Origin of the sequence: Phycisphaera sp. (genome assembly GCA_025916675.1) — a bacterium.
In the GTDB taxonomy this organism is placed as follows: Bacteria; Planctomycetota; Phycisphaerae; order Phycisphaerales; family UBA1924; genus JAHCJI01.
Genome location: CP098402.1, coordinates 2,181,626 through 2,208,141 on the forward strand (window position 1 = coordinate 2,181,626; position 26,516 = coordinate 2,208,141).

General features: G+C 67.5%; 23 protein-coding genes. 12 read left to right on the forward strand and 11 right to left on the reverse strand.

What is annotated here, in order from left to right:
• Nucleotides 1-14 precede the first annotated feature (14 nt).
• Nucleotides 15-443: a hypothetical protein gene (locus tag NCW75_09390; GenBank protein UYV11513.1), complete on the reverse strand. Its 429-nt coding sequence runs from the start codon at nt 441-443 to the stop codon at nt 15-17.
• Nucleotides 444-597: 154 nt separating this feature from the next.
• Between NCW75_09390 and NCW75_09395 the strand changes: the two genes are divergently transcribed.
• A complete protein-coding gene (locus tag NCW75_09395) occupies nt 598-1,413 on the forward strand; it encodes a hypothetical protein (GenBank protein UYV11514.1) in 816 nt (271 codons plus the stop codon).
• Here NCW75_09395 and NCW75_09400 read toward each other — a convergent pair.
• Entirely contained in the window at nt 1,410-4,292 is a 2,883-nt protein-coding gene (locus NCW75_09400; GenBank protein UYV11515.1) for a DUF4132 domain-containing protein, read from the reverse strand. The two genes, NCW75_09395 and NCW75_09400, sit on opposite strands and share 4 nt — an antisense overlap.
• A gap of 305 nt (nt 4,293-4,597) precedes the next feature.
• On the reverse strand, nt 4,598-5,020 hold the full coding sequence (locus NCW75_09405) for a hypothetical protein (GenBank protein UYV11516.1): 423 nt from the start codon (nt 5,018-5,020) through the stop codon (nt 4,598-4,600).
• Nucleotides 5,021-5,134: 114 nt separating this feature from the next.
• On the opposite strand from NCW75_09405, the gene NCW75_09410 reads away from it, so the two are divergent.
• Nucleotides 5,135-5,677, forward strand: coding sequence for a GNAT family N-acetyltransferase (locus NCW75_09410; GenBank protein UYV11517.1), 543 nt, complete (start codon nt 5,135-5,137; stop codon nt 5,675-5,677).
• Between the two features lie 24 nt (nt 5,678-5,701).
• On the opposite strand, the gene NCW75_09415 is transcribed toward NCW75_09410, so the two are convergent.
• Genes NCW75_09415 through NCW75_09425 form a run of 3 tightly spaced genes read right to left on the reverse strand, consistent with a single transcriptional unit; the run spans nt 5,702 to nt 7,747 of the window.
• Nucleotides 5,702-6,370 carry a hypothetical protein gene (locus tag NCW75_09415; protein ID UYV11518.1) on the reverse strand — a complete coding sequence of 223 codons (669 nt, stop codon included), beginning with the start codon at nt 6,368-6,370 and terminating at the stop codon, nt 5,702-5,704.
• 3 nt (nt 6,371-6,373) lie between these two features.
• Nucleotides 6,374-7,048: a hypothetical protein gene (locus tag NCW75_09420; protein ID UYV11519.1), complete on the reverse strand. Its 675-nt coding sequence runs from the start codon at nt 7,046-7,048 to the stop codon at nt 6,374-6,376.
• A 3-nt stretch (nt 7,049-7,051) separates the two neighbouring features.
• Nucleotides 7,052-7,747, reverse strand: a complete 696-nt coding sequence (locus NCW75_09425; GenBank protein UYV11520.1) for a hypothetical protein — start codon at nt 7,745-7,747, stop codon at nt 7,052-7,054.
• A gap of 226 nt (nt 7,748-7,973) precedes the next feature.
• On the opposite strand from NCW75_09425, the gene NCW75_09430 reads away from it, so the two are divergent.
• Nucleotides 7,974-8,675, forward strand: coding sequence for a hypothetical protein (locus NCW75_09430; protein ID UYV11521.1), 702 nt, complete (start codon nt 7,974-7,976; stop codon nt 8,673-8,675).
• A gap of 553 nt (nt 8,676-9,228) precedes the next feature.
• Here NCW75_09430 and NCW75_09435 read toward each other — a convergent pair.
• Nucleotides 9,229-10,650 carry a DEAD/DEAH box helicase gene (locus NCW75_09435; GenBank protein UYV11522.1) on the reverse strand — a complete coding sequence of 474 codons (1,422 nt, stop codon included), beginning with the start codon at nt 10,648-10,650 and terminating at the stop codon, nt 9,229-9,231.
• 290 nt (nt 10,651-10,940) lie between these two features.
• On the opposite strand from NCW75_09435, the gene polA reads away from it, so the two are divergent.
• From polA to prmC, 3 genes are read left to right on the forward strand one after another with little or no spacing between them, the layout of a single operon-like run.
• Nucleotides 10,941-13,853 carry a DNA polymerase I gene (gene polA / locus NCW75_09440; protein ID UYV11523.1) on the forward strand — a complete coding sequence of 971 codons (2,913 nt, stop codon included), beginning with the start codon at nt 10,941-10,943 and terminating at the stop codon, nt 13,851-13,853.
• Nucleotides 13,853-14,467, forward strand: a complete 615-nt coding sequence (locus tag NCW75_09445) for a GNAT family N-acetyltransferase (protein UYV11524.1) — start codon at nt 13,853-13,855, stop codon at nt 14,465-14,467. Before polA ends, NCW75_09445 begins: the two co-directional genes overlap by 1 nt.
• On the forward strand, nt 14,464-15,342 hold the full coding sequence (gene prmC / locus NCW75_09450) for a peptide chain release factor N(5)-glutamine methyltransferase (protein ID UYV11525.1): 879 nt from the start codon (nt 14,464-14,466) through the stop codon (nt 15,340-15,342). Before NCW75_09445 ends, prmC begins: the two co-directional genes overlap by 4 nt.
• Nucleotides 15,343-15,391: 49 nt before the next feature.
• On the opposite strand, the gene NCW75_09455 is transcribed toward prmC, so the two are convergent.
• Nucleotides 15,392-16,024, reverse strand: a complete 633-nt coding sequence (locus NCW75_09455) for a hypothetical protein (GenBank protein ID UYV11526.1) — start codon at nt 16,022-16,024, stop codon at nt 15,392-15,394.
• Here NCW75_09455 and NCW75_09460 point away from each other — a divergent pair.
• Complete coding sequence (locus NCW75_09460; GenBank protein UYV11527.1) at nt 16,011-16,244, forward strand: hypothetical protein; 234 nt, start codon at nt 16,011-16,013, stop codon at nt 16,242-16,244. The two genes, NCW75_09455 and NCW75_09460, sit on opposite strands and share 14 nt — an antisense overlap.
• Before the next feature lie 16 nt (nt 16,245-16,260).
• Here the strand turns inward: NCW75_09460 and NCW75_09465 are convergent, their stop codons facing one another.
• Both NCW75_09465 and NCW75_09470 read right to left on the reverse strand, forming a co-directional pair.
• Nucleotides 16,261-16,788, reverse strand: a complete 528-nt coding sequence (locus NCW75_09465; protein UYV11528.1) for a hypothetical protein — start codon at nt 16,786-16,788, stop codon at nt 16,261-16,263.
• A gap of 177 nt (nt 16,789-16,965) precedes the next feature.
• Nucleotides 16,966-18,885 carry a M28 family peptidase gene (locus tag NCW75_09470; GenBank protein UYV11529.1) on the reverse strand — a complete coding sequence of 640 codons (1,920 nt, stop codon included), beginning with the start codon at nt 18,883-18,885 and terminating at the stop codon, nt 16,966-16,968.
• 163 nt (nt 18,886-19,048) lie between these two features.
• On the opposite strand from NCW75_09470, the gene NCW75_09475 reads away from it, so the two are divergent.
• Genes NCW75_09475 through NCW75_09495 form a run of 5 tightly spaced genes read left to right on the forward strand, consistent with a single transcriptional unit; the run spans nt 19,049 to nt 24,444 of the window.
• On the forward strand, nt 19,049-20,299 hold the full coding sequence (locus NCW75_09475; protein UYV11530.1) for a hypothetical protein: 1,251 nt from the start codon (nt 19,049-19,051) through the stop codon (nt 20,297-20,299).
• Nucleotides 20,300-20,331: 32 nt separating this feature from the next.
• Nucleotides 20,332-21,018, forward strand: coding sequence for an ABC transporter ATP-binding protein (locus NCW75_09480; protein ID UYV11531.1), 687 nt, complete (start codon nt 20,332-20,334; stop codon nt 21,016-21,018).
• Complete coding sequence (locus NCW75_09485) at nt 21,015-22,187, forward strand: hypothetical protein (protein UYV11532.1); 1,173 nt, start codon at nt 21,015-21,017, stop codon at nt 22,185-22,187. Before NCW75_09480 ends, NCW75_09485 begins: the two co-directional genes overlap by 4 nt.
• Before the next feature lie 31 nt (nt 22,188-22,218).
• Nucleotides 22,219-23,151 (forward strand): metal ABC transporter substrate-binding protein, encoded by a 933-nt coding sequence (locus NCW75_09490; GenBank protein ID UYV11533.1) that lies wholly within the window; start codon nt 22,219-22,221, stop codon nt 23,149-23,151.
• Between the two features lie 18 nt (nt 23,152-23,169).
• Entirely contained in the window at nt 23,170-24,444 is a 1,275-nt protein-coding gene (locus tag NCW75_09495; GenBank protein UYV11534.1) for a PQQ-dependent sugar dehydrogenase, read from the forward strand.
• Between the two features lie 9 nt (nt 24,445-24,453).
• Here the strand turns inward: NCW75_09495 and NCW75_09500 are convergent, their stop codons facing one another.
• Complete coding sequence (locus NCW75_09500) at nt 24,454-26,304, reverse strand: right-handed parallel beta-helix repeat-containing protein (GenBank protein UYV11535.1); 1,851 nt, start codon at nt 26,302-26,304, stop codon at nt 24,454-24,456.
• Nucleotides 26,305-26,516: the final 212 nt, after the last annotated feature.

Below are 26,516 nucleotides of genomic sequence, written 5' to 3' on the forward strand. Positions count from 1 at the left end.
CAGTAGCAAAACGACTACTCCGCGCTCCACACCACGTTGCCCGTCTCGTCGTAGAACTTCGCCACCGGCTGACCCGAGCGCATGACCCCAAAAAATGCCCGACTATTGCCGTCCTCGTCGGCAAAACCGATACGCAAGGCCTCCTTGGTGAACCCGAGCCAGGCGCGGGTATGGCCGTTCTCGTCGGCCAGAGTCATACCAGGGCCCGAGGACGTCAGCGATAGCTTCAGACGCACAGTGCCAGTATCGTCATGGAAAACAACAGTGGGACCAGTGCGGTCGGCCACGAGCACGGCGCGTTCGATGCCACTCTCGTCTACAAGCCGCAAAGACTGGGTAGACACGCTCACGGCCGCCTCGTTACGCAAGGCCGACAACTCAGCCTCGAGTTGCTCGATGCGGTACTCCAGCGAGTGCGTTGTGTTGTTGCTACCGTCGGGCATCGGTTTCTCCTATCTGCCACTGGCTCGGTCGACACAGAACCATATACGCTCGAAAGGGGCTGTCACCATGCGTTCTCGCCCACGATACACCCGCCCAGGACTAGCCCTCCACGAAGTCATAGCTTCCATCTGTTCCTTCACTCTCGCCGCTGCCGTGGCCGCCCCCATGCTGGGTTTCAGCCAGACCAACTCAGCCTCGCAGTTAGCCATCGCCAACGCTCGCACCGTCGCCCACGGCATCGAATCCCTCGCCACCGACACCGGCCTCTACCCCCCGGCCTACCGCACCGCGCCCGACGGCACCATCACCCACCACTCTGCCGTGCTCATCGCCGGCGGCTACCTGGCCGAAACCGACTTCACCAGCCCCCTCGCCCCCGACGGCGGCGCGCCCAAGGCCGGCGATCACGTCGACCAAGCCGAGCGCACCGCCTTCACCGTCAACGGCGCGATCATGCCGCCCGAGCCACTGGCCTACTCGGGCACCGATCGGCACTATCGGCTCGTCTCGAACGCGGGCACGGTTCCGCAGGCCGGCTCATGGCTCACGCGGCAGAGCGAGCCGATCTCCCCCGCCACCACGCTGCTGCTCACCGAGTGGTACGCCGGCGACGACTGGGGCGCCCTCGCCCAAGGCCCCACCATCATGAGCCACCGGCCCATCGTGCCGTTCGTGGGTGCGTCGTCTGGTCGCAGCCCCGAGCGCGAGCCCGTCGCCGGTTCGACCGATGCTCCGTTCGCCTACCCGAGTGCCGGCGACATCTTCGGCAACAACGGACACTTTCGCGAGGCCCTCACCAGCCACGGCCCCACCGAGATCAACGCCATGGGCCGCAGCCACGCGGGAGGCAGGGCCGCCCTCATCATGCTCGACGGCTCGGCCCGCCTGGCCACGCCACGCGAGAGCGTCGAGCAGCGGCTCTGGGGCGAGGCGTTCCACAGCATCACCGGCGGCCGTGGCGTGCGTTAACGCCCTATCTGGCTCAGGATCGTGCGGTCCTTGATTTTGTCATCGTCGGCCAGCATGAACGCCTTGCTCAGGATGATCGCTAGCGTGCGGTCGCCCTCGAAGGGCAGGAACACGCCCCGGCCGGCCGTGCCGTCGTCGGCCCGCCCCTGCACGATGCACAGGTACTGGTCGTTTGGCTCCATCAGGATGTTGCCGCTACCCAGGTGGATCTTGTACGTCCGCTTCGTGCCACGAATGACCAGGTAGCGATCGTCCAGCGTACACACATCGGCGATGGCCAGCCGCGGGATCAGGCGGGACAGGATGTCGCGGCGGGTCTGGGCACTCTCGCCCAAAGTGCCGAAGCTGAACTCCTGCCAATAGGTCTGGAACCGCCCCTCGGGCCCGCCGTCGGCCCACTCGGGGTTATTGCCCACGCTGGCCACGCCGACGAACAGGTCCGCGTCCCGCAGGCACTCGCTCAGCACGATGGGCGGCAACTGGTCCATCGCGACGGCGTCGTCGTCTTGGATGCGCTGCTCGGCACGGTAGAAGCGGACCTGGTCGGTGGCCAGATAGCGGAACGCCCCAGAATCCAGCACGAACTGGTCGTTGTAGTCGTCGCCCACGCCCGAGATCCAGAACTCCACACGCAGGTCCCACGCTGGAAGTTGGCGATGTGCGGGGCCATACTCCGCATCGACCATCAGCCGCGTTTGCGTTTTCCAGTACCGCTCACGCATCAAGGCGTTGAACTGGTGCTGCCGCACGATGTGGGCGGCAAAGCGGTTCGAGTATGTCTCGGTCGCTCGCTCGGCATCGGTCAGCAGGTACACCTCGCGGTGGGCCTGCTTGAAGGGCTGGCGGATGCGATGGTCCTCGTAGAACGCACGCCACACCGCCACGTCCCCGCGGAGCGCGTCCTCGCCCGGCTTCGCATCCCCGTCGATCGGGTGCCACAGCGTGACGGCGCATCCGGGCTCGGGCTCGAACGCCTTGCCATCCGCACGCACCAGGCGGCCATCGGCGTGCGGCGGGCCATCGGCATCGTCGCGCAGCCATGCGGCGGCGGTCGCTCTTGTCCCATCATCGAACACCCAGACCAACCGCCGCGCCACCGCGCCCACCAGCGGGTGGTCCAGGTACCGCTCACGCCACGTCTCCAAGGGCCACCGGTTGCGCTCCAGGAACAGCCCGTCAATCCGATCCCGCTGGGCCGGCAGCATCGCCTGCACGTCCTTGAGCGCGCCTTTCAGATCCTTCAAATCGTCGGCGTGGTCGCGCTTGACCGCCGCGGGCGGTGCTTTCACCGCCTTGCCCTTGTCGTTGGTCCAGCGCAGCGACGCCGCCAGCGTCTCGCCCACGCGGATCTCCGCCGCGCACTCGCCGAGCTGCTCGCGTAGAAAGCCGACCCCTTCGAGCCCGTACGCGGGCACGGCCATCTCCTCGATCTCGCTCCGCGGCAGCCCCTCGCGCTCGGCGGCCCGGTCCAGCGCCTTGGCGATCATCGCCTGGGCCGTGCCGAACTTCACCTTGATGCGCAGCCGCGAGAGCTGGCCGAGCGCCGCCGTCCCCGGCATGGCCCCAAGCGCATAGACCGCCGCGTTGCCAACCTTCACCGCCCGAGCGCCCACGCCGGGCAGCTTGCGATAGCACGAGATCGCCAGCGCCCCGAGCGTGCGGGCCATCTCGTCGGACTCCTCGGTTGCCGCCATCCAACAGAGCCCCTTGAGGATGGTGGCGTGGTGGTCGAGGATGAGGTGTCCGTCGAAATCGTGGTTGTACCACCGCTGCTGCAACGGCTGCGTGCGAGGCTTGTCCACCAGTGGTAGCCACCTGAGCAACGCGGTGTTCACCTTCGCCCGCCCGATCTCTTTCGCCATCCGCTGGGCCTCGGCCACCCACTTCTTGCTCGGCGACCCGGCCGACGCGCTCAGGCAGTGCCCAAGCAACGCGTTCCACGCGGCGATCTTGTTGGGCTTGAGCTTGCCGATATCCGCCAGCGCAGCATCAGTCCACGCCTCACCATTCTGCATAGGTAAGTTGAGGTCGCCAAGCACCATCTTGCGCACGCGCGCAGCAAGATTCCGCCAGTCGTAGGCCTCATTCTCAAGCTTCTCGACAAGGAGGCGCAGCGACCCCTGCAAAGCGACATCATCAAGTACGTCCTGGTTCCAGCGGTCAAGTTGCTGGATGATCGGGTACAAGTGCGGCTGGTACACCCCCGATCGATTCGTCCGGCTCACCGATCCATCGATGATCCGGCTGAAGTCGGCAGCCGAAAGCGGCAGCTTGTGCGACAACGCCACGGCCATCAGTTTCATGAGTTGCTGGACCTTGGATTCCAACTTGCCACGCTCGACCTTGTCCTGCTGGGTCGTGCCCTTGCCACGAACCTTGTCCCACGCGTCGCAGAGCTCGTCAAAGACGCGCATCAGTAGCCACGCCCGATCGGGCCGCGAGAGTGCCCGCACGTCGTCTTCGAGCGCCCGAAACATCGAGTTCACATCCGGTGGAGCGAATTGGTCTGCCATCGAGTAGCTATTGATGAGCGACAAGCACGCCGTCAGCACACCCTTCGCGTCCTCACTGGGCTCGGAACGGGGTTCAGCGTTCTCAACTGTTTTTGTTTGCGGCACCTTGGGTGTCTCCAGCAGTCGGTCGATGCGCATGACCAGCTTGCGTTGCGGCGCATTCTCGATCGAGCGGCCCATGTCCGCAAGTTTCGCCATCTGATCTCGCACGCGATCATCCGAGCCCCACTCGCCCCAACGCTGCTCGCACAGCTTCACCACCGGCGTGATGAGTTGCATCGCCTCGTCGGAGTAGACCTCGAGCTTGATCGCGCATGCCATCATCGTGAGCGCGTGGTCGATCGTCAGTGGTAGCTTCCGACGCATAATGGCGGAGGCAAATTCTGGGACTACCATCGCGTGCGCTACGTCGTGGCGATAGTTCATCAATGCCCAGAATCGCTTCTCACCCTCGTATGGGCACGCCTCCGACATCCGCCCGGCCTGATCGAAAAGATCCAACAACACATCGACGGCTTGATCCGCTGGCAGCTTTCGGCACTGGGCCAGGAGCACCGCAATCCTCGGGCTATTCGACGATCGAGCAAACAACTGGCACGACTGCACCAACCGCTGCACAAACTCTGTCCGAGGCTTGCCATACTTCCACACGCCGGAGGCCTGAGGCGTACTCACCCCCCCACCAACGGCACCAACCGCAGGAACGTCACCTCGCACCCCTTGCCGATCGTGATCGTCTCGTCGAGTTCGGTCGCCTGCGCCTCGCCCACCAGCACCAGCACGCGGCGGGCCTCGAAGGCTTGGGTCGCCAGCTCGAACTGGGCCTTCCAGTCGATCTCGCGCGGGCCCTGCTTCGGCGCGTTCGGCGAGGCTTCCTCGGGGGAGGGTTGCACCAGCCCCCTGAAACGGCCGGCGGTGCCCGACCGCCGCCTCAGGTTCTCGTCGGCCACCTCCTGGTACACCCGCTCGCGGATCAGCTCGCGCACGGTGATGGTCTCGCTGGGGAAGGTCAGCTCGAAGCTGTGCCCCTCCCGCTCGCCCTGGGCGTCCCGGCTCGAGAGCCCCTCGTCTCGGATCGTCAGCGTGGCGGTCATGATTGCCCTCCCATGGGGCCATTCTTTCCGCCCGGCACGGCCCGCGGTTGCACACACCAAGGCGCACCCGTCCGGGCAAACCCGCCAACCACTACAAAGTGCCTATCCTGCCCCGTGATCAAGGTCCAACGCATCACGCCACAGAGCCCGCTGTACCCCAGCTCGGTCGCCCTGCGCGAGTCGGTGCTGCTCAACTCCATCGGCTACGACCACCAGCGGTTCACCGCCGAGTACCCCGGCGTCGACGAGCGGGCCGAGCACTTCGTGGCCGTCCTGGACCACCCCACCGGCCCCCGCGTCGTCGGCTGCCTCCTGCTGCTGACCGACGAGGAGCCCGCCGAGGACGGCAAGACCCGGGCCAAGGTCATGCAGATGGCCATTGACCCCCAGCGCCAAGGTGAAGGCCTGGGCCGTCGATTGGTGGTCGCCGCCGAGGCTCGCGCCTTCGGCGAGCTGGGCATCAACCGCCTCTACTGCCACTCGCAGGACCCCGCCGTGGGCTTCTACGCCAAGCTCGGCTGGCACCCCGAGGGCGCCCCCTTCGAGGAGGCCGGCATCGGCCACCGCAAGATGGTCGTCGACGCCCCACCCCAACCCACCGGCGACGAGGCCGCGGCCGCGCTGAAGGGGGATCCGTTGTACGAGGATGGGGTGTAAGCAGAAGGCATCGGGCACTGGGCATCAGGCATTGGGTACCGCGTCGAGCCCGCACTCGGGGCACACACGAACACCCTCGCCGAGCTCATACCCGCACGCCACGCACCGGCCGCGAACGCGGCGCCGGCGCGTGCGCAGCCAGCGCCACCCCGCCATCAGCGAGAGCGTGAGGGCGGCGTAGAAGAGGGTGTTGGCCAGCAGGCCGGGCCAGATCGGGCGCAGCGGCAGCTTGAACGCAACCGGGCCGATCGCCACCGTCGGGATCCCCTCGCGCCAGACCCGCGAGGGCGTGCCGTCCATGACCCCCCGCCCCTGGGCGGCCAGCCACGGCCAGCCCGCCGACGTCGACACGATCGACTGCACGTGCCCGGTGAACGCCCGCCGCGCGTACATCGGGCGCGGGTCGGACGCGGGCCGCTCGAACTCGGGCCCAGGCGCATCCGCCATGCCCGCCGGCACGATGCTCGACTCCCAATGCGCTCGGAACGGATCGCGACGGTGATAGACAAAGATCTGGTGGTCGCCCTCATTGAGCCAGAACCGACCCTGCCATGCCTGCGCATTGGGGGTGCGCAGCACGCGATCGGAGACGATCTTCCCCACCGGCACGCTCCCCACCGCCAGCACCATCCCCACCACGACGCTCACCAGCACCATGCGAACGGTCACGACGCAGTGCTTCGCCCCGGCCATCGCTCAGGCCCCCTTCGCCAACGGACGCTTCGCCAGCCCGCACTCGGGGCACACGCCCACGCCCACGCCCTCACCGAGCTCGTACCCGCACGCCACGCACCGGCCGCGAGCGCGACGGCGTCGCGTGCGGACGAGGCGCAGGCCGACCAGCAATACAAGCGTGATGGCGGCATACAAGATGGTGTTGCCGAGCAGCCCGCGCCAGATCGGGCCAACGGGCACCGTCCAGTCCCTCCCGAACAGCCTGGGCTCGGGCAGGAACTCTTCGTTATTGCTGGTCGCCGTCGACCACGTCCTGCCCTGCGCGGCGTGCAGCGGCCAGCCGGCACGGATGCACATGATGGAAAAGTCGGGATCATCGCTCTGGATAGCCACATACTCGGGTCGCGGATCGTGGCTGGTCATGTTGAAGTGTGGTGGAAACTGCCTGTTCGGCCTGAAGCGCAGGTTCGCCGCGTTCCAGATGTGGTAGCCGAAGCTGTCGTGCCGGTGGATCCACACCCCGTAGTCGCCCCGATCAAGCACGACGTCGATCACCGCGGCGGGGAAGGGAGGCTTCTGCTGAGCCTGCGCGATCAGCACCCCCACCGGCACACTCGCCACCGCCAGCACCACCCCCACGAGGGCGCTCGCCAGCACCATGCGAACGGTCACGACGCAGTGCTTCGCCCCGGCCATCGCTCAGGCCCCCTTCGCCAACGGACGCTTCGCCAGCCCGCACTCGGGGCACACGCCCACGCCCACGCCCTCACCGAGCTCGTACCCGCACGCCACGCACCGGCCGCGTTTGCGTCGGCGTCGCGTGCGCCACGAGCGAAGGCCCGCGAGCGGGACGAGCGTGAGCGTCGCGTAAAAAAGCGTGTTGGCCACCAGGCCAGGCCAGACAGGCGCGAGCGGGACGAGATGGCGACCGGGGCCGATGTTCCAGTACGTCATGCGCACGAGGGAGGAGAGTTGGCCGGGGGGGTAGACCTGGCGCCCCTCGGCCGCGCGCCACGGCCAGCCGTGGCGAACGTGCAAGTAGGAAGCGTTTGCCGGCGTGCCGCCCCACGCGGGGCGCGCATAGCCGGGGCGTGGATCGGTCGCCGCCACTGGGACCTCGGACACGTCCCTCAGATCCTTGAGTGCCAACGCGCCGTTGGCCGACACGAACCAGAATTCCGCGCCAAATCCGACAGTGCGGAAGGCCTCCACACTGGCGGCACCGTCCTCGAACTGGGCGTGGGAGACGACGGTCGTCCACAGCACGCCGTACATGATCGCCGCCGACACCGGCACGCTGGCCACCGCCAGCACCACCCCCACGAGGGCGCTCGCCACCACCATGCGAGCCGTCACGACGCGGTGCCGCTTCTGGTTGGTCGTCCCATCGGCCATCACGCGGACGATACGGCCGCGCCCCCACCCCCGGTGGACGCGCCACTGCTCCGGTTGCGCGATCAATCGGGCCGGTGGCGCGGCCAGCGGGTCCCCCGGCGCACCCACACGGCCCGGTCGCGCGGGCACCCGGCCCCCGGGCGCGGCCATTGGCCCCGCGTGCTCGCCCATCGGCTCCCGTAGATTCCGCTCAAGTGGCCCCGGCAACCCGCCGAAGACCATCCCCATGGGACGCAACCTGCCATACAACCGCACCGACGCCCTCGAGCGGACCCTCTCGCACCTGGACCGCTGGGAGGACGTCGCCGGCGAGATCGGGCTCGACGAGCAAGGCGTGCAATCGATAGTGCAGGCCGCCCAGGCGGCCCGCGAGGCGATGATCCAGGCCGAGATCGCGCGGGCCCGGGCCAAGGCGGCCACCGCCACCTGGCACCGCCTGGCCGACGCCATGAAGGCCGAGGTGTCGACCGCCATCGTCACCATCAAGGCCACCGCGGCCCAGGCCGGCCAGGCCCAGGGCGACCCCGCCGCCGAGCGGGCCGTGTACGGCACGGCCTGGCTGAGCTACGCCAACAAGCCGGGCGTGGCCCCGGCCCCCGACGAGCCGGGCCAGCCGACGACCGGCCTGGACAACAACGGCGCCGCCGTGCTCGCCTGGACGGGCAAGGGCCCCGCCGGCACGCGCTACGCGGTGCGCCGCCAACTCGAGGGCGAAACGGGCTGGACGGCCATCGGCGACACGCACGAGAAGGCCTTCGTCGATCGCACCCTGCCCGCCGGCACGCCCAGCGTGGCCTACCAGGTGGTGGCCAAGTACGGGCCGCACGCCGTCGCGGGGGTGCCCACCGTGATGCGGCTGGGCTCGGCGCCGGCGCAGACGCGCGCCGCCATGGCCGGTGGGTTGGCGCTGCAGCGCGCGGCGGGGTAGGGACGGCTTGGCCCGGATGTTTCGGGTTGTTCGGTTGTGTCGATCGCGCGTTCTTGGGTGTTCGTGTTGTGCTGTTGGAGCGGGCTTGGACGCTCGAGTTGTCGTATTGGAGCGTTCTCGTACGCTCGACGCTCTGGCGGAGCCGAAGACGGCTGCGCCAGAGCTGCGCTCCGTTTGGTTGTTCTTGGGCGCTCGCTTCGCTCGCTTGCGGCCTCACGGCCGGGCCGCTCAGCGGCCGCGCCTCTCGCATGCGCTTTCGCTCGAAGACTCGCTCGGCGGATGCTTCGGCGTCAAGAGCCCACGGCGCACACCGGCACAAGGCGCCCGGGCGACGGGGCATCCGCACCAGCCGGTCTTCCGGCGCAGGGCGCATGTCCCGGCGCGGCGGCTTCTGCCGCCCGGCCGTGAGGCCGCAAGCGAGCAACGCGAGCGCTCAAAAGCACCCCCGTTGGGCGAGCGCTGGCTCAGCCGCCCTTGTCTTCAAGGGGGGCTCCGCCGAGCGGCGAAGAACCAAGAACGCACGATCGACACAACTCAACAGCCCGAAGCGAATTTACCCGTGGCTGTTGGAATTGCTCCGACGCCGGCCACCCGACCGGCCACCGGGGCCAGCGGAGCGACCGCCGCCATATCCACCCCCACCGCTCTTGCCACGATGCCCACCGGGCTTACCGCCGCGATAGCCGCCACCGGAGCGCTGGCCGCGATAGTTCCCACCGCCGCCGCCACCCGAAGGCCGCGAGCCGCGCTCTGGCTTCACGTAGCCCTTGGCTAGGTCGGCCCCGCACTCGCCCGCCTCGATGACCGCCTTGGTGCGGTGCTCGATGGTCGCCATGTCGCGCACCTCGGCAGGCTCGCAGAACGTGATGGCCACGCCCGAAGCGCCGGCGCGGGCCGTGCGGCCCACGCGGTGCACGTACGTCTCCGAGTCGGCGGGCATGTCGTAGTTCACCACGTGGGTGATGCCGCTCACGTCGATGCCGCGGCTGGCCACGTCGGTCGCGACGAGCACGCCCTGGGGGTCGCGTTTGAAGGCATCGAGCGCGCGGGTGCGGGCGTTCTGCGTCTTGTTGCCGTGGATGGCGCTCGCGCCCACGCCGTCGCGGTTGAGCTGCTTCACCAGGCGATCGGCCCCGTGCTTGGTCTTGGTGAAGACCAGCGTGCGGCCGATGCCCTCGCCGCCGCTGGCCGCCGCCATCATGACGGTGTTGAGCAGGGCGGTCTTGTTCTCCTTGGGCACGATGTAGGCCTGCTGACGCACCCGCTCGACCGTGGTCGACTCGGGCGCGGTCTGGACGTGCGCGGGATCCTTAAGCAGGCCGTTGGCCAGCGCCTTGATAGCCTTGCTGGCCGTCGCGCTGAACAGCAGCGTCTGCCGCGTGTCGGGCGTGAGGGCCGCGATCTTGCGCATGTCGGGCAAAAAGCCCATGTCGAGCATCCGGTCGGCCTCGTCGAGCACCAGAACCTCAATGGAACCAAGGTCGATCAGGCCCTGCTCGTGCAGATCCATCAAGCGGCCGGGCGTGGCAACGAGCACGTCCACGCCGCCGCGCAGGGACTTCTCTTGCCGGTACTGGCTGACACCGCCGTAGACGGCCGTGTGCCGAAGCGGCAGGTTGCGGCCGTACGCGACGAACGAGTCGAAGATCTGCACCGCCAGCTCGCGCGTGGGGCACAAGACCAGGGCGCGGGGCGCCCGGCCGTGCTTGCCGCGGCCCTTCTTGTCGGCGTGGCCGGCCTCGAAGAGATCGTGCAAGATGGGCAGCGCGAACGCCGCCGTCTTGCCGGTGCCCGTCTGGGCCGTGCCGAAGACGTCGCGACCAGCCAGCACCTCGGGGATGGCCAGGGCCTGGATTGGGCTGGGCGTGGTGTACCCACGCTTGGCCAGCACCCGGGCGATGGGATCGGCCAGGCCCAGGTCGTCGAAGCTGGGGGTGTCTGTCTTGGTGTTGGCAGGCGCGGTGGAATCGATCACGGAACTGTTGGACAAGTGCTCTGCTTTCGGCCCATACGGGCAACGCGGCTGGCGTGCATGCCAGCCTGGGGAGGTCGATTGATCAATGGCCCCGCCGCGGGTGCGACGCACAGAAAAGGCCAACTGACTCGTACCGAAGATGGGGCCGGGCAGTCAAACCAGGTCCAGAGCTTCGGGTGCGGTCGTCGGTCCGTTGCGTCGGAAGCGTCCGCTGAGGCATGAGTATAGGCCAACCGACAGGCCAGCCCCGGCATTCCAATCCACTTGGATGGCCGATAGCATCGCCCACCATGGCTGCCAAGAACCTCAAGACCCTCTACCTCATCGACGGCTACGCCCAGTTCTTCCGGGCCTACCACGCCATCCGCACGCCCATGACCAGCCCGGTCACCAAGGAGCCCACCAACCTGACCTTTGGGTTCGTGGGCATGCTGCTCAAGCTGCTGGCCGGCAAGAAGGGTGGGGCCGGGCTGGTGGGCGACGGGCCCGACTACCTGGCCGTGGCCATCGACGTCTCGGGCGACACGCAGACCATCCGCAGCGACATCGCCAGCGACTACAAGGCCCAGCGGCCCCCGCCGCCCGAAGACCTGCCCGAGCAAGTGCAGCGCTGCCTGAGCATCCTCGAAGCCATCGGCGTGCCCGTGCTGGGCAAGGAGCGGTACGAGGCCGACGACGTCATCGCCGCCCTCGCGCGCACGCAGGCGGACAAGGCCAACATCCGCGTCGTCAGCAAGGACAAGGACCTCAAGCAGCTCCTGCACCCTGCGGGAGACGGCACGCGCGGCGCGTTCGAGCTCTACGACGTGCACAAGGACGAGCTGATCACCGCCGAGTCGCTCAAGGAGGAGTTCGCCGTCACGCCCGCGCAGTGGCGCGACGTGCTCGCGCTCGCGGGCGACACCGTCGACAACATCAAGGGCGTCGAGGGCGTGGGCCCCAAGACCGCCGCCAAGCTCATCGCCGAGTACGGCAGCCTCGAAGCCCTGCTCGCCAACGCCGACAAGGTCAAAGGCAAGCGCGGCGAGAAGCTGCGCGAGGCCGGCGACGTGCTCAAGACCAGCCTCAAATTGGTCACGCTCATCGACGACATCGACGTGCCCTTCGATCTCGACACAGCCCGCGTGGGCGGCCTAAAGCTCGAAGCCCTCATGCCCATCCTCAAGGAACTCGGCTTCAACCGCTACCAGGACGAGCTCAAGAAGCTGATGGGAGATATCGAACCAGCCGAGGGTGAGGTGGAGGCCAAGCCAACAAAGACCGAGAAGAAGGCCAAGAACGACGGCCAGGGCGGGCTCTTCGACGCACCGTCCGAGGTGCAACAAGCCAACGGCGACTACACCATCGTTCGCACGAAGAAGGACCTGACCGCGCTTGTGAAAGCCCTCAAGGGCTCGAAGATCTTCGCCGTCGACACCGAGACCACCAACATCCGCGCCATGCGGGCCGAGCTCGCGGGCCTGAGCTTCTCGGTCAAGGCGGGCGAGGCCTGGTACGTCCCCGTCCGCTCGCCCAAGCAAGGCACCCACCTCCACGAAGCCACCGTGCTCGACGCGCTCAAGCCCATCCTCGAAGCCGACACACCCGCCAAGACCGGGCACAACCTCAAGTACGACATCCTCGTTCTTCGCAACGCCGGCGTCGAACTGGCGGGCATCGCCTTCGACACCATGGTCGCCAGCTACCTCATCGACGCCTCACGATCGTCGCACAGCATGGACGCCCTTTCGCTCGCCCTGCTGAATCGCGAGAACATCTCCATCAAGACGCTCATCGGCACCGGCAACAAGCAGAAGCGCTTCGACGAGGTGCCCCTCGACCAGGCCGGCCCCTACGCCGCCGAGGACGCCGACGTCTCGCTCCAGCTCCACGGCATCATGGCCACGCAGATCAAGGACATGGGCCTGACCGCTCTGAACGACGACGTGGAAGTCCCGCTCATCGACGTGCTGGCCGAGCTGGAATACAACGGCATCCTCGTCGACCCCAAGGAGTTGGAAAAGCAGGAACAACGCCTCAACACCCGCATCGAGAAGCTCAAGGAAGAGATCCAGGACGAGGCCATGGCCACCTGCGGGCGCACGTTCGAGCCCGACTCGCCCAAGCAGCTCGCGACCATCCTGTTCAACAAGCCCGACGCGGCCGACCCGGGCCTGGGCATCAAGCCGCTCAAGCGCGGCAAGACCGGCCCCTCGACCGACGCCGAGGTGCTCGACAAGCTCGCGCAGGATACAACCATCGAGAGCCCGCTGCCGCAGCTCATCCTCGAGTATCGCCAGCTCACCAAGCTGGTGAACACCTACCTCGTGAGCCTGCGCGAGGAGATCAATCCCGGCACCAAGCGCATCCATGCGAGCTTCAACCAGACCGTCGCCGCCACGGGCCGGCTCAGCTCGAGCGACCCCAACCTCCAGAACATCCCCATCCGCAGCGAGGTCGGCCGCGAGATCCGCCGCGCGTTCGTCGCGCCCAAGGGCCGCGTGCTGATCGCGGGCGACTACTCGCAGATCGAGCTGCGCATCCTGGCGCACTTGTCCAAAGACCCGGCATTGATCGCCGCCTTCGAGGCCGGCGAAGACATCCACCGCGCCGTCGCCGCCCAGATCCACGGCGTTGCCCCCAAGGATGTCTCCCGCGAGCAGCGCGACGGTGCCAAGATGGTCAACTTCGGCATCATCTACGGCGTCACCGCTTATGGGCTGGGCCGCCGCCTGGGCATCGGCAACACCGAGGCCGGCGAGATCATCGAGGGCTACAAAAAGAAGTTCGCCGGCATCACCACCTTCCTCGAAGAGTGCATCCAGCAAGCGAGAAGCAACGGCTACGTCGAGACCATGCTCAAACGCCGCCGCCCAATCACCGAGATCGACGCGAAGAACCCCCACCGCAAGTCGCTGGCCGAACGCATGGCCATCAACTCGGTCGTCCAGGGCTCGGCCGCCGACCTCATCAAGCTGGCGATGGTCGACCTGCACGCCCGCCTGAGCCCCCACGCCGCCCACCTGCGCCGCGGCAAAAAGCCCGAGATCGAGGGTGTGCTCATGCTCCTCCAGATCCACGACGAGCTCGTCTTCGAGGCCGACAAGAAGGACGCCGAGAAGGCCAAGACGCTCATCGTTGACCGGATGCAGAGCGCCATGGACCTGCGTGTGCCGCTGGTGGTCGAGGCCAGCGTGGCGAGTAACTGGTACGAGGGGAAGTGATGGATGCGCCGAAGCCCTGGACCAAGCCGGCAACGTGGCCCCTGCCCATCGAAACCGAACGGCTCATACTCCGCCCGCTCTCGCACAACGACGTACAAGCCGTCTTCGAAGCGATTGAGGCCAGCCGCCCGTCGCTCGTGCCGTGGATGCCGTGGCCCAACACCGAGAACCTCTCGATCGGCCAGACCCACTTCACCATCGAACGCTTCCTGCGCGACCTCGAATCCGATGTGCCCGAGAACATGCACACGTCCATCTTCGATCGCTCGACCGGCCAGTACCTCGGCGGCACCGGTCTGCACACGTTCGTGCCGAATTCGCACCAGGCCGAGACCGGCTACTGGGTCATCGAGGAGCGCCGCGGCGCGGGCATCTGCACCGAGGCGGTTGTCGGCCTGACCGAGGTCGCGCTCCGCACACAGGCGGCCGGCGGCATGGGCATGCGACGCTTAGAGATCGCCTGCTCAGCCGACAATGAGCCCTCCGCGCGCGTCGCGCTCAAGGCGGGCTACCAGCTCGAAGCAACGCTCCGCCAGCACCGCTGGGTCGACACCATCGGATGGAGCGATACCCTCATCTTCGCCGCCCTGGCCGACTCCTGGAGCGCCCCATGACCACAGCCGCAGAGGCCTGGACCACACGCCGCCTGCTCGACTGGCTCCGCGGTGCCCTCAAAGACAAGGGCATCGACGACGCCCGCCTGTGCGCCGAGTTACTGATAGCCCACGTCATCGGCTGCCAGCGCCTTCGTTTGTATATGGAGGCGGACCGCCCCGCTTCGCCCGATGAGCTCAATGCCCTACGCGCCCTCGCCAAGCGGGCCCTGAGTCACGAGCCCGTGCAGTACCTCGTGGGCGAAGCCAGCTTCTACGGCATCGCGCTCAAAGCCGACAAGCGGGCCCTGATCCCACGCCCAGAAACCCAGACCCTCGTCGACGAAGTTGTTGCCGCGATCAAGACCGTCACCGATCACCCACCACTCGTCGCCGACGCCTGCACCGGCAGCGGCTGCGTCGCCATCGCGATCACGAGCCAGGCCCCCACCGTCATCGCCCACGCCTGTGACATCGACACCGACGCGTTGGCACTCGCCGCCGAGAACATCGAGCGAACCAGCCTTGCCGACCGCATCTCGACCTTCGAGGGCGACCTGCTCGCTGCCCTGCCCGAAGGCGAACGCTACGACGCCATCGTCGCCAATCCGCCCTACATCCCCGACGACGAGTGGGAAGCGGTCGCGCCCAACGTGAAGGACCACGAACCAACGCACGCCCTGCGGGGCGGGAGAGATGGACTCGATCTTGTCCGACCGCTGATCGAACAAGCGGCCGATCGTTTGCGCCCGGGCGGGCTGCTCGCGATCGAGGTCGCCACCGCGCGCGCCGGCGAGGCACTGCGGGGGCTCACCGCCGACGATCGATACCGTGATGCGCAGATCGTGCGAGACTTCGCCGGGCGTCCCCGCGTGATCACCGCCGTGCGCGCATAAAAAGGCCCGCGGGTTCGCGGGCCTCAAGTCATCTAAACTCTCAGGTCGATCAGCGGCGACGGCGAAGGCCAACGAACGCCAAGCCGGCGGCAGCCAGAGCGCCAGCCCCTGGCAAGGGTACCACAACCTCGAAGCCGCCACCGGGCACCTTGTCCGAGCCGCCACCCGTCAGGCCGCGGAAGCGGACGAGGAAGCCGGGCTCGTTGAGCGAGCCGAGGAAGTCGGCCGCCGAGATGGTCGAGGCGGTGGCCGACGTGATGCTGAACATGAACATGCCGCTCTCGCCGACGGCGAGACCATCGGACGGGTTGCCCCCGCCCAGGAAGCTGCCGTTCAGGGCCGCCCCGCCGTCGAACGTCCCGAAGGGCGCGCCCGACTCGGAACCAGTATGCAAGAACTCGGACGGATTCGCGGAACTGAGGCCCGTTCCGGTGACCGCGTCGGCCCGGAACAGGAACCCGGTCAGGAACCCGCCTACCGAAGCCGGCGTGTCGTTGGTCAGCGAGACCTTGAGCTCGCCCGTCGAGCCACCAATGAAGTTGTACTCGAGCGAGCCGGAGTAGGTCGCACCGGTTTGTTCGGTACTGCTTCCGACGACACCTTGGATGTCGACGCTGTCGGCTAGGGCAGCTCCCGTGCTCAGGCCGAGCACGGCAAGACTGGCAATCATGGCACGAGGCATGGGACTCTCCCTCTCTACAAATATGTTGATCCGCTCCTATGACAACTGTACCACGGCCTGGGATGCGGGAATACCGGTAAACAAAGAAAAATTGAAATTTGCCATAGGATTGCCTGGCCCAACCAGCAAGTTATCACAACCCGAGATTGCCCAATTCCACACCTTACCTGCCAATAAACGACAAGCCCGCGAGAACGAACTCACGGGCTTGAGATTGTGAGATCAACTGTTCGTATTCAGCGGCGGCGACGCAGCGCTACGAACGCCAGACCGCCAGCGGCCAATGCACCGGCACCGGGCAGTGGCACGACGACTTGGAAGCCGCCAGGATCGGTTTCTTCGGCTTGGCCGGACCCGGGACGGGTCACCACACCGGGTTGCTCATCGGGCTGGAGGCTGCCGATCAGGTCGGGGGTGGTCGGCGTGGCCTTCGAGAGAACACCCGGCGTGGCAGGGCCATCGCCGAAGCCACCGGCAGACAGATCGAAGATTACCGGCGACCCCGTCGCGATGTTGCCCGGACCAGCCAACGTGAGGAACAACATGCTGCTCATGCCCTCATCAGCGAAAGCGGGCCCATCGACGCTCTGCGCGACGTTGGAGGGGCCGGCGTAGCTACCGATGTATGTGAGCCACGCGGCCCCCGTGTTGCTTGGTTGGATTTCAGGGCCGACCAAGTCCGAAACGTCCGCCGGACCGGCGAGCGCCACGGACGCCGACAGACCAACGGTGGTCAGGATGGCGAGTGTCTCTTGTTGTCGCATCGATAATCTCCCTCTTGGATGGGATGCATTCCAATTGGGCAACATACCACAAATCCGGACGGGTGATGTCCGGATGAATGGGTATTCACACAAATTGGGGAAGATCACGACGGCGGCAACGTCGCATAAGCGACAAGTTACCTAGATTACCCTAATTATCGACCCTGGAACCGCGGCTTATCGCCCTTCGAGAGTCAGGGTGAGGGTGACCTCCTCGTCGCCACGCTTCACGCCGACGTTCACGGCATCGCCGGCGGTGTGGCGGGCCAGCAACTGCCGCCACCCGTCGGCGTCGGTCAGCTTCTGCCCATCCCACCGCACGAGGCGGTCGCCCAGCCGCAACCCGGCCTTGGCGGCGGGCGAGTCTTCGGTGATCTCGGCGAGCACGACACCATCGCCCTCCGAGTCGCTGTCGACCACTACGCCCACGCGAACGCTCACCTGCGGCCTCGCGGCCTCGGCGGCTGCGGCCTGCTGGCGGCGCGACTCTTCGGGGCTCACGTAGGCGAACCGCTCGGGACGCACCGACGCGTCGGCCACGATGCTCTCGTACAAGTGCACCGTCTTGACCGCGCCCACACGATTGATCTTCCACACCTGGTCGTCGGGCGTGTGGTAGTCGGCGTGGAAATCGGCGATGATCGAGAACAGCACGGGCACCCCGGCGCGATAGAACGGCGTGTGGTCGCTGGCACCGCTCATGGTCTCGGGCACGACGATCTCGAGCCCGCTCTTGGCGAAGTAGGGCTCGATAAAGTCGGCCATGCCCTCGCCCGTAAACCCGCCGGCAAGCAGCAGCCGCTCGTTGGCGACGCGGCCGATCATGTCCCAGTTGCACATCAGGGTGTGATCCTCGATGGGCGCGATGGGGTTGCGGGTGTAATAGGCCGACCCGTTCAGCCCGCTCTCCTCGGCGTCGAAGCCCATGATGAGGATCGACCGACGGGCCGTGCCGTCATCGGCCAGGCGAGCCCCCAGGCGCTCGGCCAGCAGCAGCAGGCCGGCCGTGCCCGAGGCGTTGTCGTCGGCGCCGGGATGCAACTCGCCCGGGCCCGAGCGCGAGCCGAAGTAGCCCATGCCCAGGTGGTCCAGGTGGGCGCCCACGACGATCCACTCGTCGGCCAGGTCGCCCACGCCCTTGATGACGCCACCGACGTTCTCGGCCATCAGGCTCTTGCGCTCGGCCATTCCATCGAGTTCCATCTCGAAGCCGAGTTCCATCGGCGATGCGTCCTCGTCGGCGTGCCGACGCAACGCGAGCATGGTGGTATCGCTACCCATGGCTTCCAACAGTCGGTCGCCCGCATCGGACGACAACATCATCACGGGCACGCTCGATTGGGCCATGCCCTGGAACCGATTGAGCCGGCCGGCACGCGGATCGGAAGAACCGGGCGGGTTGATGATGACGATGCCCGCGGGATCGCGCTTGGCAACCGCACCAACCTTGTTCGCAAACCCAGCCCTTCCACTCCAACCCCGGCGGCCATCGTTCCACTGGCTCTCACCCTGTTCGGTCATCGGCTCGAACCGGAAGATCACGGCGATCTTGCCCTCGAGCGACTCAACCCCATCGAAGTTGTTGTAACCATCTGGCCCGTTCTCGATGCCGTAGCCTACGAACACGGCTTCGCCAGACGTGGTGCCATTCTGGCCCATGCCCGTAAGCATGAAGTCTTCTTCGGCCTCGAACTCGATGCGCTTGCCGCCAGAGCTCGCCGACATCGCCTCGCGCTCTACGGTCCACGTGCCCGAGAGCGGGAACGGCTGGCGAAAGCTCGAGAACTCGTTGCCATCCTCGTCTGTGAATGCCGGCGTCAGGCCGGCGTCGCGGAAGTAGTGCTCGATGTAGTCCTTCGCCCGCTCGGCACCCTCCGATCCCGGCACGCGGCCCTGCATGTACGGGCTGGCCAGCGTCGAGATGTGGATGTCGAACGTCCGCACGTCGTCGGGCATCTGGGCCAGCGCGTCGGCGATGGGCGAGCCCTCAACGCTCTGGACGCTGCTGTCGCTCTGGGCGGAGGCTGTGCCAGCGGTCGCGAATGCGGCGGCCAGGGCAAGAAGAACGGCGGGACGGCGGAGGCTGGTCTGGTCCATGGATCGGGTTCCTTTCGCCCAAGGGGGATGCGCGGGGGTTCCCGCCACGTCAGGGCTGTCTGTGTGCAATATAGATGCGCCGGAGTACTATCGTTGCGTGCGGACTTCCCCGAGTCACCCAATTCTCCTCCTTCTGGCAGCCCTGTTGCTTGCCCCCTTTGCCATGGCCCACCCCCAGGACGGCCCCCATGCCGACCTGCGGCTGGCCATCGACGCCGAGGGTGTCACGTTCCAAGTTGGGCTGAATCTCGCCTTCATCGACGAGGCCATCGCCCTGCCGCGCGAGGCCCTCGATCAGGTCGCCCAGGTCGAAGCCGAGGCCCTCGAGCGGGGCCTGCGAGAGTTCATGGCCTCCCGGGTTGTCGTCGAAGTCGATGGGCGGGTCATCGCGCCAGACATCCAGAAGTACGCGTTCTTTGCCGAGCCCGAACAGTGGATGATCGGCGTGTTCCCGAAGTTCGGTGCCCGGGCGCTCATCCGCTGCGCGATCACCGCGCGGTACCCAACCGACGATCCCCAGATCGTGAAGGTCACCTGGCCCACGTATCCAAGAGACCAGGTCGCCGCCGAGATGGAGGGCCTGACCGGCCCGGACGGCAAGGCACCATTCATGGTGCTCGAAGCACTGCTCCAGACCTCCGACGGCGGCGTGCAGATCGCGCCCTTCAGCAAGGCCAAGCCCACCATCGAGTGGCACGCCGACGAATCGGGCGACTCTCGCTACGCCGCCGTGCCACCCGTGCCCACGGCTCGCGCGTCCAACCACGTGTCGCTGCTGGGGCTTGCAATCGTGCTCTTTGGCCTGCCGGGGGCCATCATCGTGATGCGCAAGAACGGCGCGCTGCTGGGGGGCATCACGCTGGGCATTGCTGTCGGAGCGGGCGTGGCCGCGTCGCTGGTGATGCGCGTGGCCCTCGTGCCCATCCCTGGCACGGGCGGCGCTTTGGAATTGCCCACCGACGAGAGCGTCAAGGCCATCTTCGAGCCACTGCACGCCAATCTCTACAAGGCCTTCGACCATGGCAGCGAGGGCGAGATCTACGACGCCCTCGAACGCTCGGTGAGCGGCCCGCTGCTCAAGACGCTCTACACCCAGGTGTACAACTCGCTGGTGCAGGCCGAGCAGGGCGGCATGCTGGGCATCATCACCGGCGTGGAACCGCTGGAGTTCGAGGTGCAATCGATCACGCTCGACGAGGACGGCCGGGCACGAATCGACGTGCTCGACCGCTGGCGCGTCGAGGGCACGGTCTACCACTGGGGCCACAGCCACACGCGCGTGCACGAGTACGAGGCGGTCTACACCCTGGCCGGGCTCGAGCAGGGCTGGCGGATCGTGGACCAGCAGATGCGCGAGCAGCGGCGTGTGGACGAGGATGGGCTGGAGCCCGAGCCCGCGAGGGAGTCGTTCTAGGCACCCTGCGGATGGCTCGCCTATCACTACCTGTGCCAGATCTCCTGCTACGAGCCACCGACCTCCGCTTCTCTTTCGACATCACCGAAGGCCCACTATTCGACCTGCCCGAGTTCGTCGTACACCAAGGCGATCACACCGCCGTCGTCGGCCCCAGCGGCTGCGGCAAGACCACACTCTTGCGCCTGCTCACGGGCATCCTGACCCCGACTGCCGGCACGATCGAACTGGCCGGCCACCAGCTCGACCAACTGAGCGACGCCCGCCGCCGGGCGGTGCGGATCTCGGCGGTGGGCTTCGTGTTCCAGCGGTTCGCCCTGCTCGACTATTGCACCGCCTTGGAGAACATCCTGCTCCCGCTGCGGCTGCACGGGGCGGTCGCGCTCAACAGCGAGGCCCGCGATCGCGCGAACGAGTTGGCGAAGGCCACCGGCATCGCCCACACGCTCAAACGCCGGCCCGATCGGCTGAGCCAGGGCGAGCAGCAGCGCGTGGCCATCTGCCGGGCGCTCATCACGAATCCGAAGCTCATCGCCTGCGACGAGCCCACCGGCAACCTCGACCCCGCCCGGGCCGAGTCGATCATCGGGCTCATCCTCGAACAGGCCAACCGCACCGGCGCCACGGTGCTCCTCGTCACGCACGACCACGGGCTGCTGCCACACTTCAAGGAAGTCCTCGACATGGGCGCACTCGCGCGCGAGGCGGCGACGGTATGAAGCTGCTCCCGCTCATCTGGTGGCACGCGTGGCGGCATCGCGGTCGATCAATCCTGCTTATCGCTTGTGTCGCGGTCGCAATGCTGGTACCGCTGCTCAGCCGATCGCTGGCCAGCCGCTTCGAGAGCGCCCAACGCGAGCGCGCGGAGATGGCCCCGCTGGTCGTGGGTGCCAAGGGCGGGCGGTTCGACCTGGTGCTCGCCTCGCTCTACTTCCGTCCCGCGCCGCTCGACCCGCTGGCCTTCAAGCAATTCGAGACGCTCGCCCAAGATCCCCTGGCCACCGCGATCCCCATCCATTCCCGGTTCACCGCCGCGGGCGATCCCGTCGTCGCCACCGACATCGGCTACTTCCAGCGCGCCAGCGTGCCGCTGCCGCTCGTCGATGGCCGCTTGTACTCCCGCATGGGCGAGGCGGTCGCGGGTGCATCAGCCGCAGCGCGCCACGAACTCGATGCTGGGGCCTCTATCTTCAGCGACGTGACCGAGGCGTACAACATCACCAAGTCCCCATCGCTCAAGCTCAACATTGTCGGTGTGCTGGCCCCCACCGGCACCAGCGACGACGAGGCCATCTTCGTCGACCTCGAGACCGCCTGGCTGCTCGAAGGCTTCGCCCACGGCCACGACGACGCTCAGACCATCGAACGGCCGGACCTGGTCATCGCGAAGAAGGACGGCCAGGTCGCCCTGAGCGAGGCCCTGCGCACCTACGAAGAGGTCACCATCGACAACGCCGAGAGCTTCCACATCCACGGCTCGCGTGATGCCTTCCCGCTCACCGCCGTGCTGCTGTACCCCAACGACGATCGGGCCGCCACCATCCTCACCGCCCGGCTGAACGCCAGCGACGACGTGCAGGCGATCGAGCCCGCGGCGGTCGTCGACGAATTGATCGCCTTCGTCGTGCGCCTGCGGCTGGTCTTCGATGCCATCTCGATCGTGCTTGGCCTGAGCACGACCGCCCTCATCACGCTCATCGCCATGCTGGGGTATCGGCTGAGGGCCGAAGAACTGCGCACGCTGGCCGACATGGGCGGCTCGCGCTGGACGGCGGGCGTGCTCGTCGGAGGCGAGTTGGGCTCGCTCGTGCTACTCGGCGCCATGATCGCCATTGGGTTGGCATGGATCACCCTCGCCATCGCGAGCGGTGCATCGGCGTTCGTATGATCCGCGAATCCGAGCCGAGGAGGACTCCCCAATGCACGTCGCACGCGCCCTGACCGTCTCGATCTCGATCCTGATGTTCTCGCTGGCCGGCTGCAACGAATCGAGCCCGAACGCCCCGGCGGCCTCGCTCGACGACGCCGTACTCACGACCTTCTACCCCACACAATACTTCGCCGAGCGCATCGCCGGCGGCCTCGTGCCCGTGCGGAGCCCGCTGCCCGAGGGCGAGGACCCGATCTTCTGGCAGCCCGACGCCGACGCCATCTCCGAATACCAGAACGCCAGGCTCGTCATCACCAACGGTGCCGAATTCGAGAAGTGGGTCGCCGGCGCCGCCCTGCCGCGAGCGCGGACGGTCGAGAGCCTCGACACGGAAGCCCTCGACGCCACGGGCGGGTCCATCACGATGGAGTCCACCACCCACAGCCACGGCCCGGGCGGCGAGCACACGCACGCGGGCCTCGATGGCCACACCTGGGTGAGCCCCAACATCGCGATCTTGCAGGCGAAGAACATCGCCGAAGCCATGAAGGCCGCCTGGCCCGACCACGCCGACGCCTTCGACGCAAACCTCGCCTCGCTCATCGAAGACCTCGAGATGCTGCGCACCTCGCTGATGGACCTTGCCCCGCTAGTCGACGAGCACCAGTTGCTTGCCAGCCACCCCGCGTACAACTACCTCATCCGCGACATGGGCTGGAGCATCACCAACCTCGACCTCGATCCCGACAGCGAGGACATGGACGCGATCGTCGCCGGGGTCCGTGATGTGATCGAGGGCGACAAGCCGGTCATCCTGCTCTGGGAGGGCCAGCCCACCGACGCCATCGTCACCGCTCTGCGGGACGAGCTCGGCGTCACCAGCACCCTCTTCAGCCCCGCCGAGGGAACCCCCGACGGCGGCGACTACATGGACGTGATGCTGGCCAACATCGATCGCCTGCGCGAGGCCGTCGGCGGCTGATGCCCCGTACCATCACGCATGATCCGAACGACCCTGATCCCAACAGCACTACTCACGGTCCTCGCCCTCACGCTCCCCGCCTGCGGCCAGCGGGCCGAATTGCCAACATCGGGCCCCTCGCCCATCTACTCCGACAGCGAGGAGGACAGCCCCAAGGCCACGGGCTACCGCACCGAGACGGTCATCGAGGACCTCAACCGCCCCTGGGCCATGGCCTGGCTGCCCGACGGCTCGATGCTCATCACCGAGCGCGGCGGCCGCGTGCTGCTGGCCGAGCCGCCGGGGCGATCGGGCTCGATGGCGCAGTGGTCGCTCACGCCCATCGAAGACGCGCCCGAATCGAGCCGCCTGGGCCAGGGCGGCATGATGGACGTGTCGCTGCATCCCGATTACGAGACCAACAACCTCGTCTACTTCACCCACGCCACCGGCGACGCCCGCGCCAACCGCACCGTGCTCTCGCGCGGCAGACTGGTGATCGAGCGCACCGACCAGCCCGATGCGCCCGATGGCGCCACCCTCACCAGCGTGCGCATGGAAGATGTCGAAGAGCTCTTCCGCGTCACGCCCGACAAGCCCGGCGGCCAGCACTTCGGCAGCCGCCTGCTCTGGCTGCCCGACGGCACGCTCTTGATGTCCACCGGCGACGGCGGCAACCCGCCCACCCGCGCGGGCGGCCGCCTGACCCGCGAGAACCCCCAGTACCTCGACAACGCGCTCGGTAAGACCCTCCGCCTCAACGACGACGGCACCGCGCCCGCCGACAACCCCTTCGCCGACCGCGACGACATCGGCCACTTCATCTACAGCTACGGCCACCGCAACATCCAGGGCATGGCCATCGACCCGGCGACCGGCAACGTCTGGGCCACCGAACACGGGGCTCGAGGGGGAGATGAGCTCAACCGCATCACCCCCGGCACCAACTACGGCTGGCCCGAGGCCACCTACAGCATCCACTACAACGGCGACGAGATCAGCGACAAGGTCACATTGCCCGACATGGCCGACCCGGTGTGCGTGTGGACCCCCGTGCTCGCCGCGTGCGGCCTCGCCTTCTACACGGGCGACAAGTTTCCACAATGGCAGGGCGACCTCTTCGCCGGCGGGCTCATCAGCCGCCAGGTCCGGAGGGTCATGATCGACGAGACCAACGGCGAGAAACCCGTCCAAGGCAACGAGACCCTGCCTTTCAACGCCCGCGTCCGCGACGTGCGGCAGGGGCCCGATGGGTACCTCTACATCCTCACCGACAAGCGTGATGGGGAGTTGATCCGCATCGTGCCCGAGTAGGGACCCCGCTCACGGGCACCCCGCGTCGAAGGCGTTCTGGAACGCCAGGAAGTCGAAGATCGTGAATTCGCCGTCGCCGTCGAAGTCGGCGGCGGGGTCCATCAGGTCGAAGAGGTTCTGGAAGGCGAGGAAGTCAAAGATGGTCAGGCTGCCGTCGCCGTCGAGGTCGGCGGGGCAACCGCACTCGGTCGCGATGGGGTCGAACGCGACGGCGCCCTTGGTCGGGTCGTCGGCGGCGTCGTAGATGCGTTCGGCGATGGCCATGAGGTCGTCGGTGCCCCAGCAGTTGCCCGTGGCGTCGATGCCGACGCGGGCGTCGTTGTAGATGTCATCGCCGAGGTCCGCCGTGTTGCCCGTAAACCGGTTGCGTAGGTCGCCCTCGGCGGCGAGCGTCGCGGCCTGGAAGGTTCCCAGGGTTACGTTCACGGCGCCGCCCAGGCGCGCGACGTTGCCCTCGAAGGCGTTGCCGACGACCTCGATCCTGGCGTTGGGCACGACGCCCCCGATGGCCCCGCCGATGTCGGCCGCGTTGCCGCGGAAGGCATTGGACTCGATGCGCACCACGCCGCCGGGGGTGCTCCCCACGTCGATGCCGCCGCCACGGCCATCGGTCGTGTTGTCGAGAAATTCGTTGTCGCGTATGACCAGGTCGAGGGTATCGCTGCCCCGGAAGATCCGCACCGCGCCGCCGCTGCGGACGGCCGAGTTGCGCTCGAAGGTATTCCCCGCGACCACACCGCGGGCAATGGCCACGGCCAGGCCGCCGTTGCGGTCGCCATGATTGTCCTCGAACGTGCAGCCGAGGATCTCGACCTCGAACTGGCCGCCAGGCACCTCGGCCAGGAGCCCCGCTCCCGACGATTGCATGGACGTGTTGCCGATGAACCGGCACCGCTCGACGCGGACCGATCCGCTGGACGCGGCGATCCGCTGCCGCACGTCGGCCCCGCCGCCCGAGGCCCGGGCGGTGTTGGACAGGAAGTCGCAGTCGATGATCGTCGCGTCGACCGGATCGAGCGCGAGCCCGCCGCCGCCCACGCTCGAATCGTTCAGCACGTTCTGCTCGAAGAGGCACGCGCGGACGTCCCAGCTGCCCTTGAGGCGGGCGCCCCCGACGCCGTCGTCGCGCGTCGACGCCGAGGAGCCGTTGCCCCGGAAGACGCAACGGAGCAGCTCGCCGTTGCCCGGGCTGGTGAATCGGTCCATGACCAGCCCGCCGCTGGCGTTGTCCTCGAAGTGGCAGTCGTGCAGCACCAGGCGCGACGAGGAGCCCCCCCTGAAACGCATGCCCATGCCCGCATCACGGAAGACCAAGCCCTTCATCCACATGGGCTCTTCGAGCAGAAAGACGAAGTACACCCCCGATTCCTGGCACCGCTCGATCTCGACGCCCTCAAAGTAATTCGGCGTCGGGCCGACCTCCACCGCGCGCACCGCCTCGACGATGCGCACGTTCCGGAAGATCGGGCCGCTGACGTACTCGCCCCCGAGCGTGGTGACCGCCGGCACGTCGAGGCTCGAGACCACGCCCTGCCAATCGCCCACCTCGCCGCTGGCCGACCGCAGCACGATCGCGCTCCCGCCAAGCCCGTCGGCGATGAGGACGCCCAGGCCCGAGTCCAGGGCCGTGCCCGCCTCGAAGGCGACCTCGACCCCCGGCTCGATGGTCAGCACCGCGCCGCCGATGAGTTCGATGGTTTCTTCGACGGTGTACGGACTCCCGTCCAGCGTCCAGGTCGTGTCCGTGCTGATCACCCCGCCCACGGTGGTCTGCCCGAGGGCCCGGCCACCGAACGGGCCGGACAGGCCGCCCAGCACCGCCGCCAGCATCACCACATACGCCAGAAATCCGCTCCGCATCGCTCGCCCTCCCCGCGACGCTGGCCGCGAATGGCCCAGCGTACCCGAAGCGGGCCCCCGACGCAACACGGAATGGCCCGCGCCAGCCGCTTCTCGGACCATATCCGCCCCCGATAGTCGCGAACCGGCCCGCGGTCAGCCGTGACCGGCTCTCGGTCGGCGGGAACCGAGGCTCGGTCACAGGAGCGCAGCCTTCGGTCACAGCAGCACGA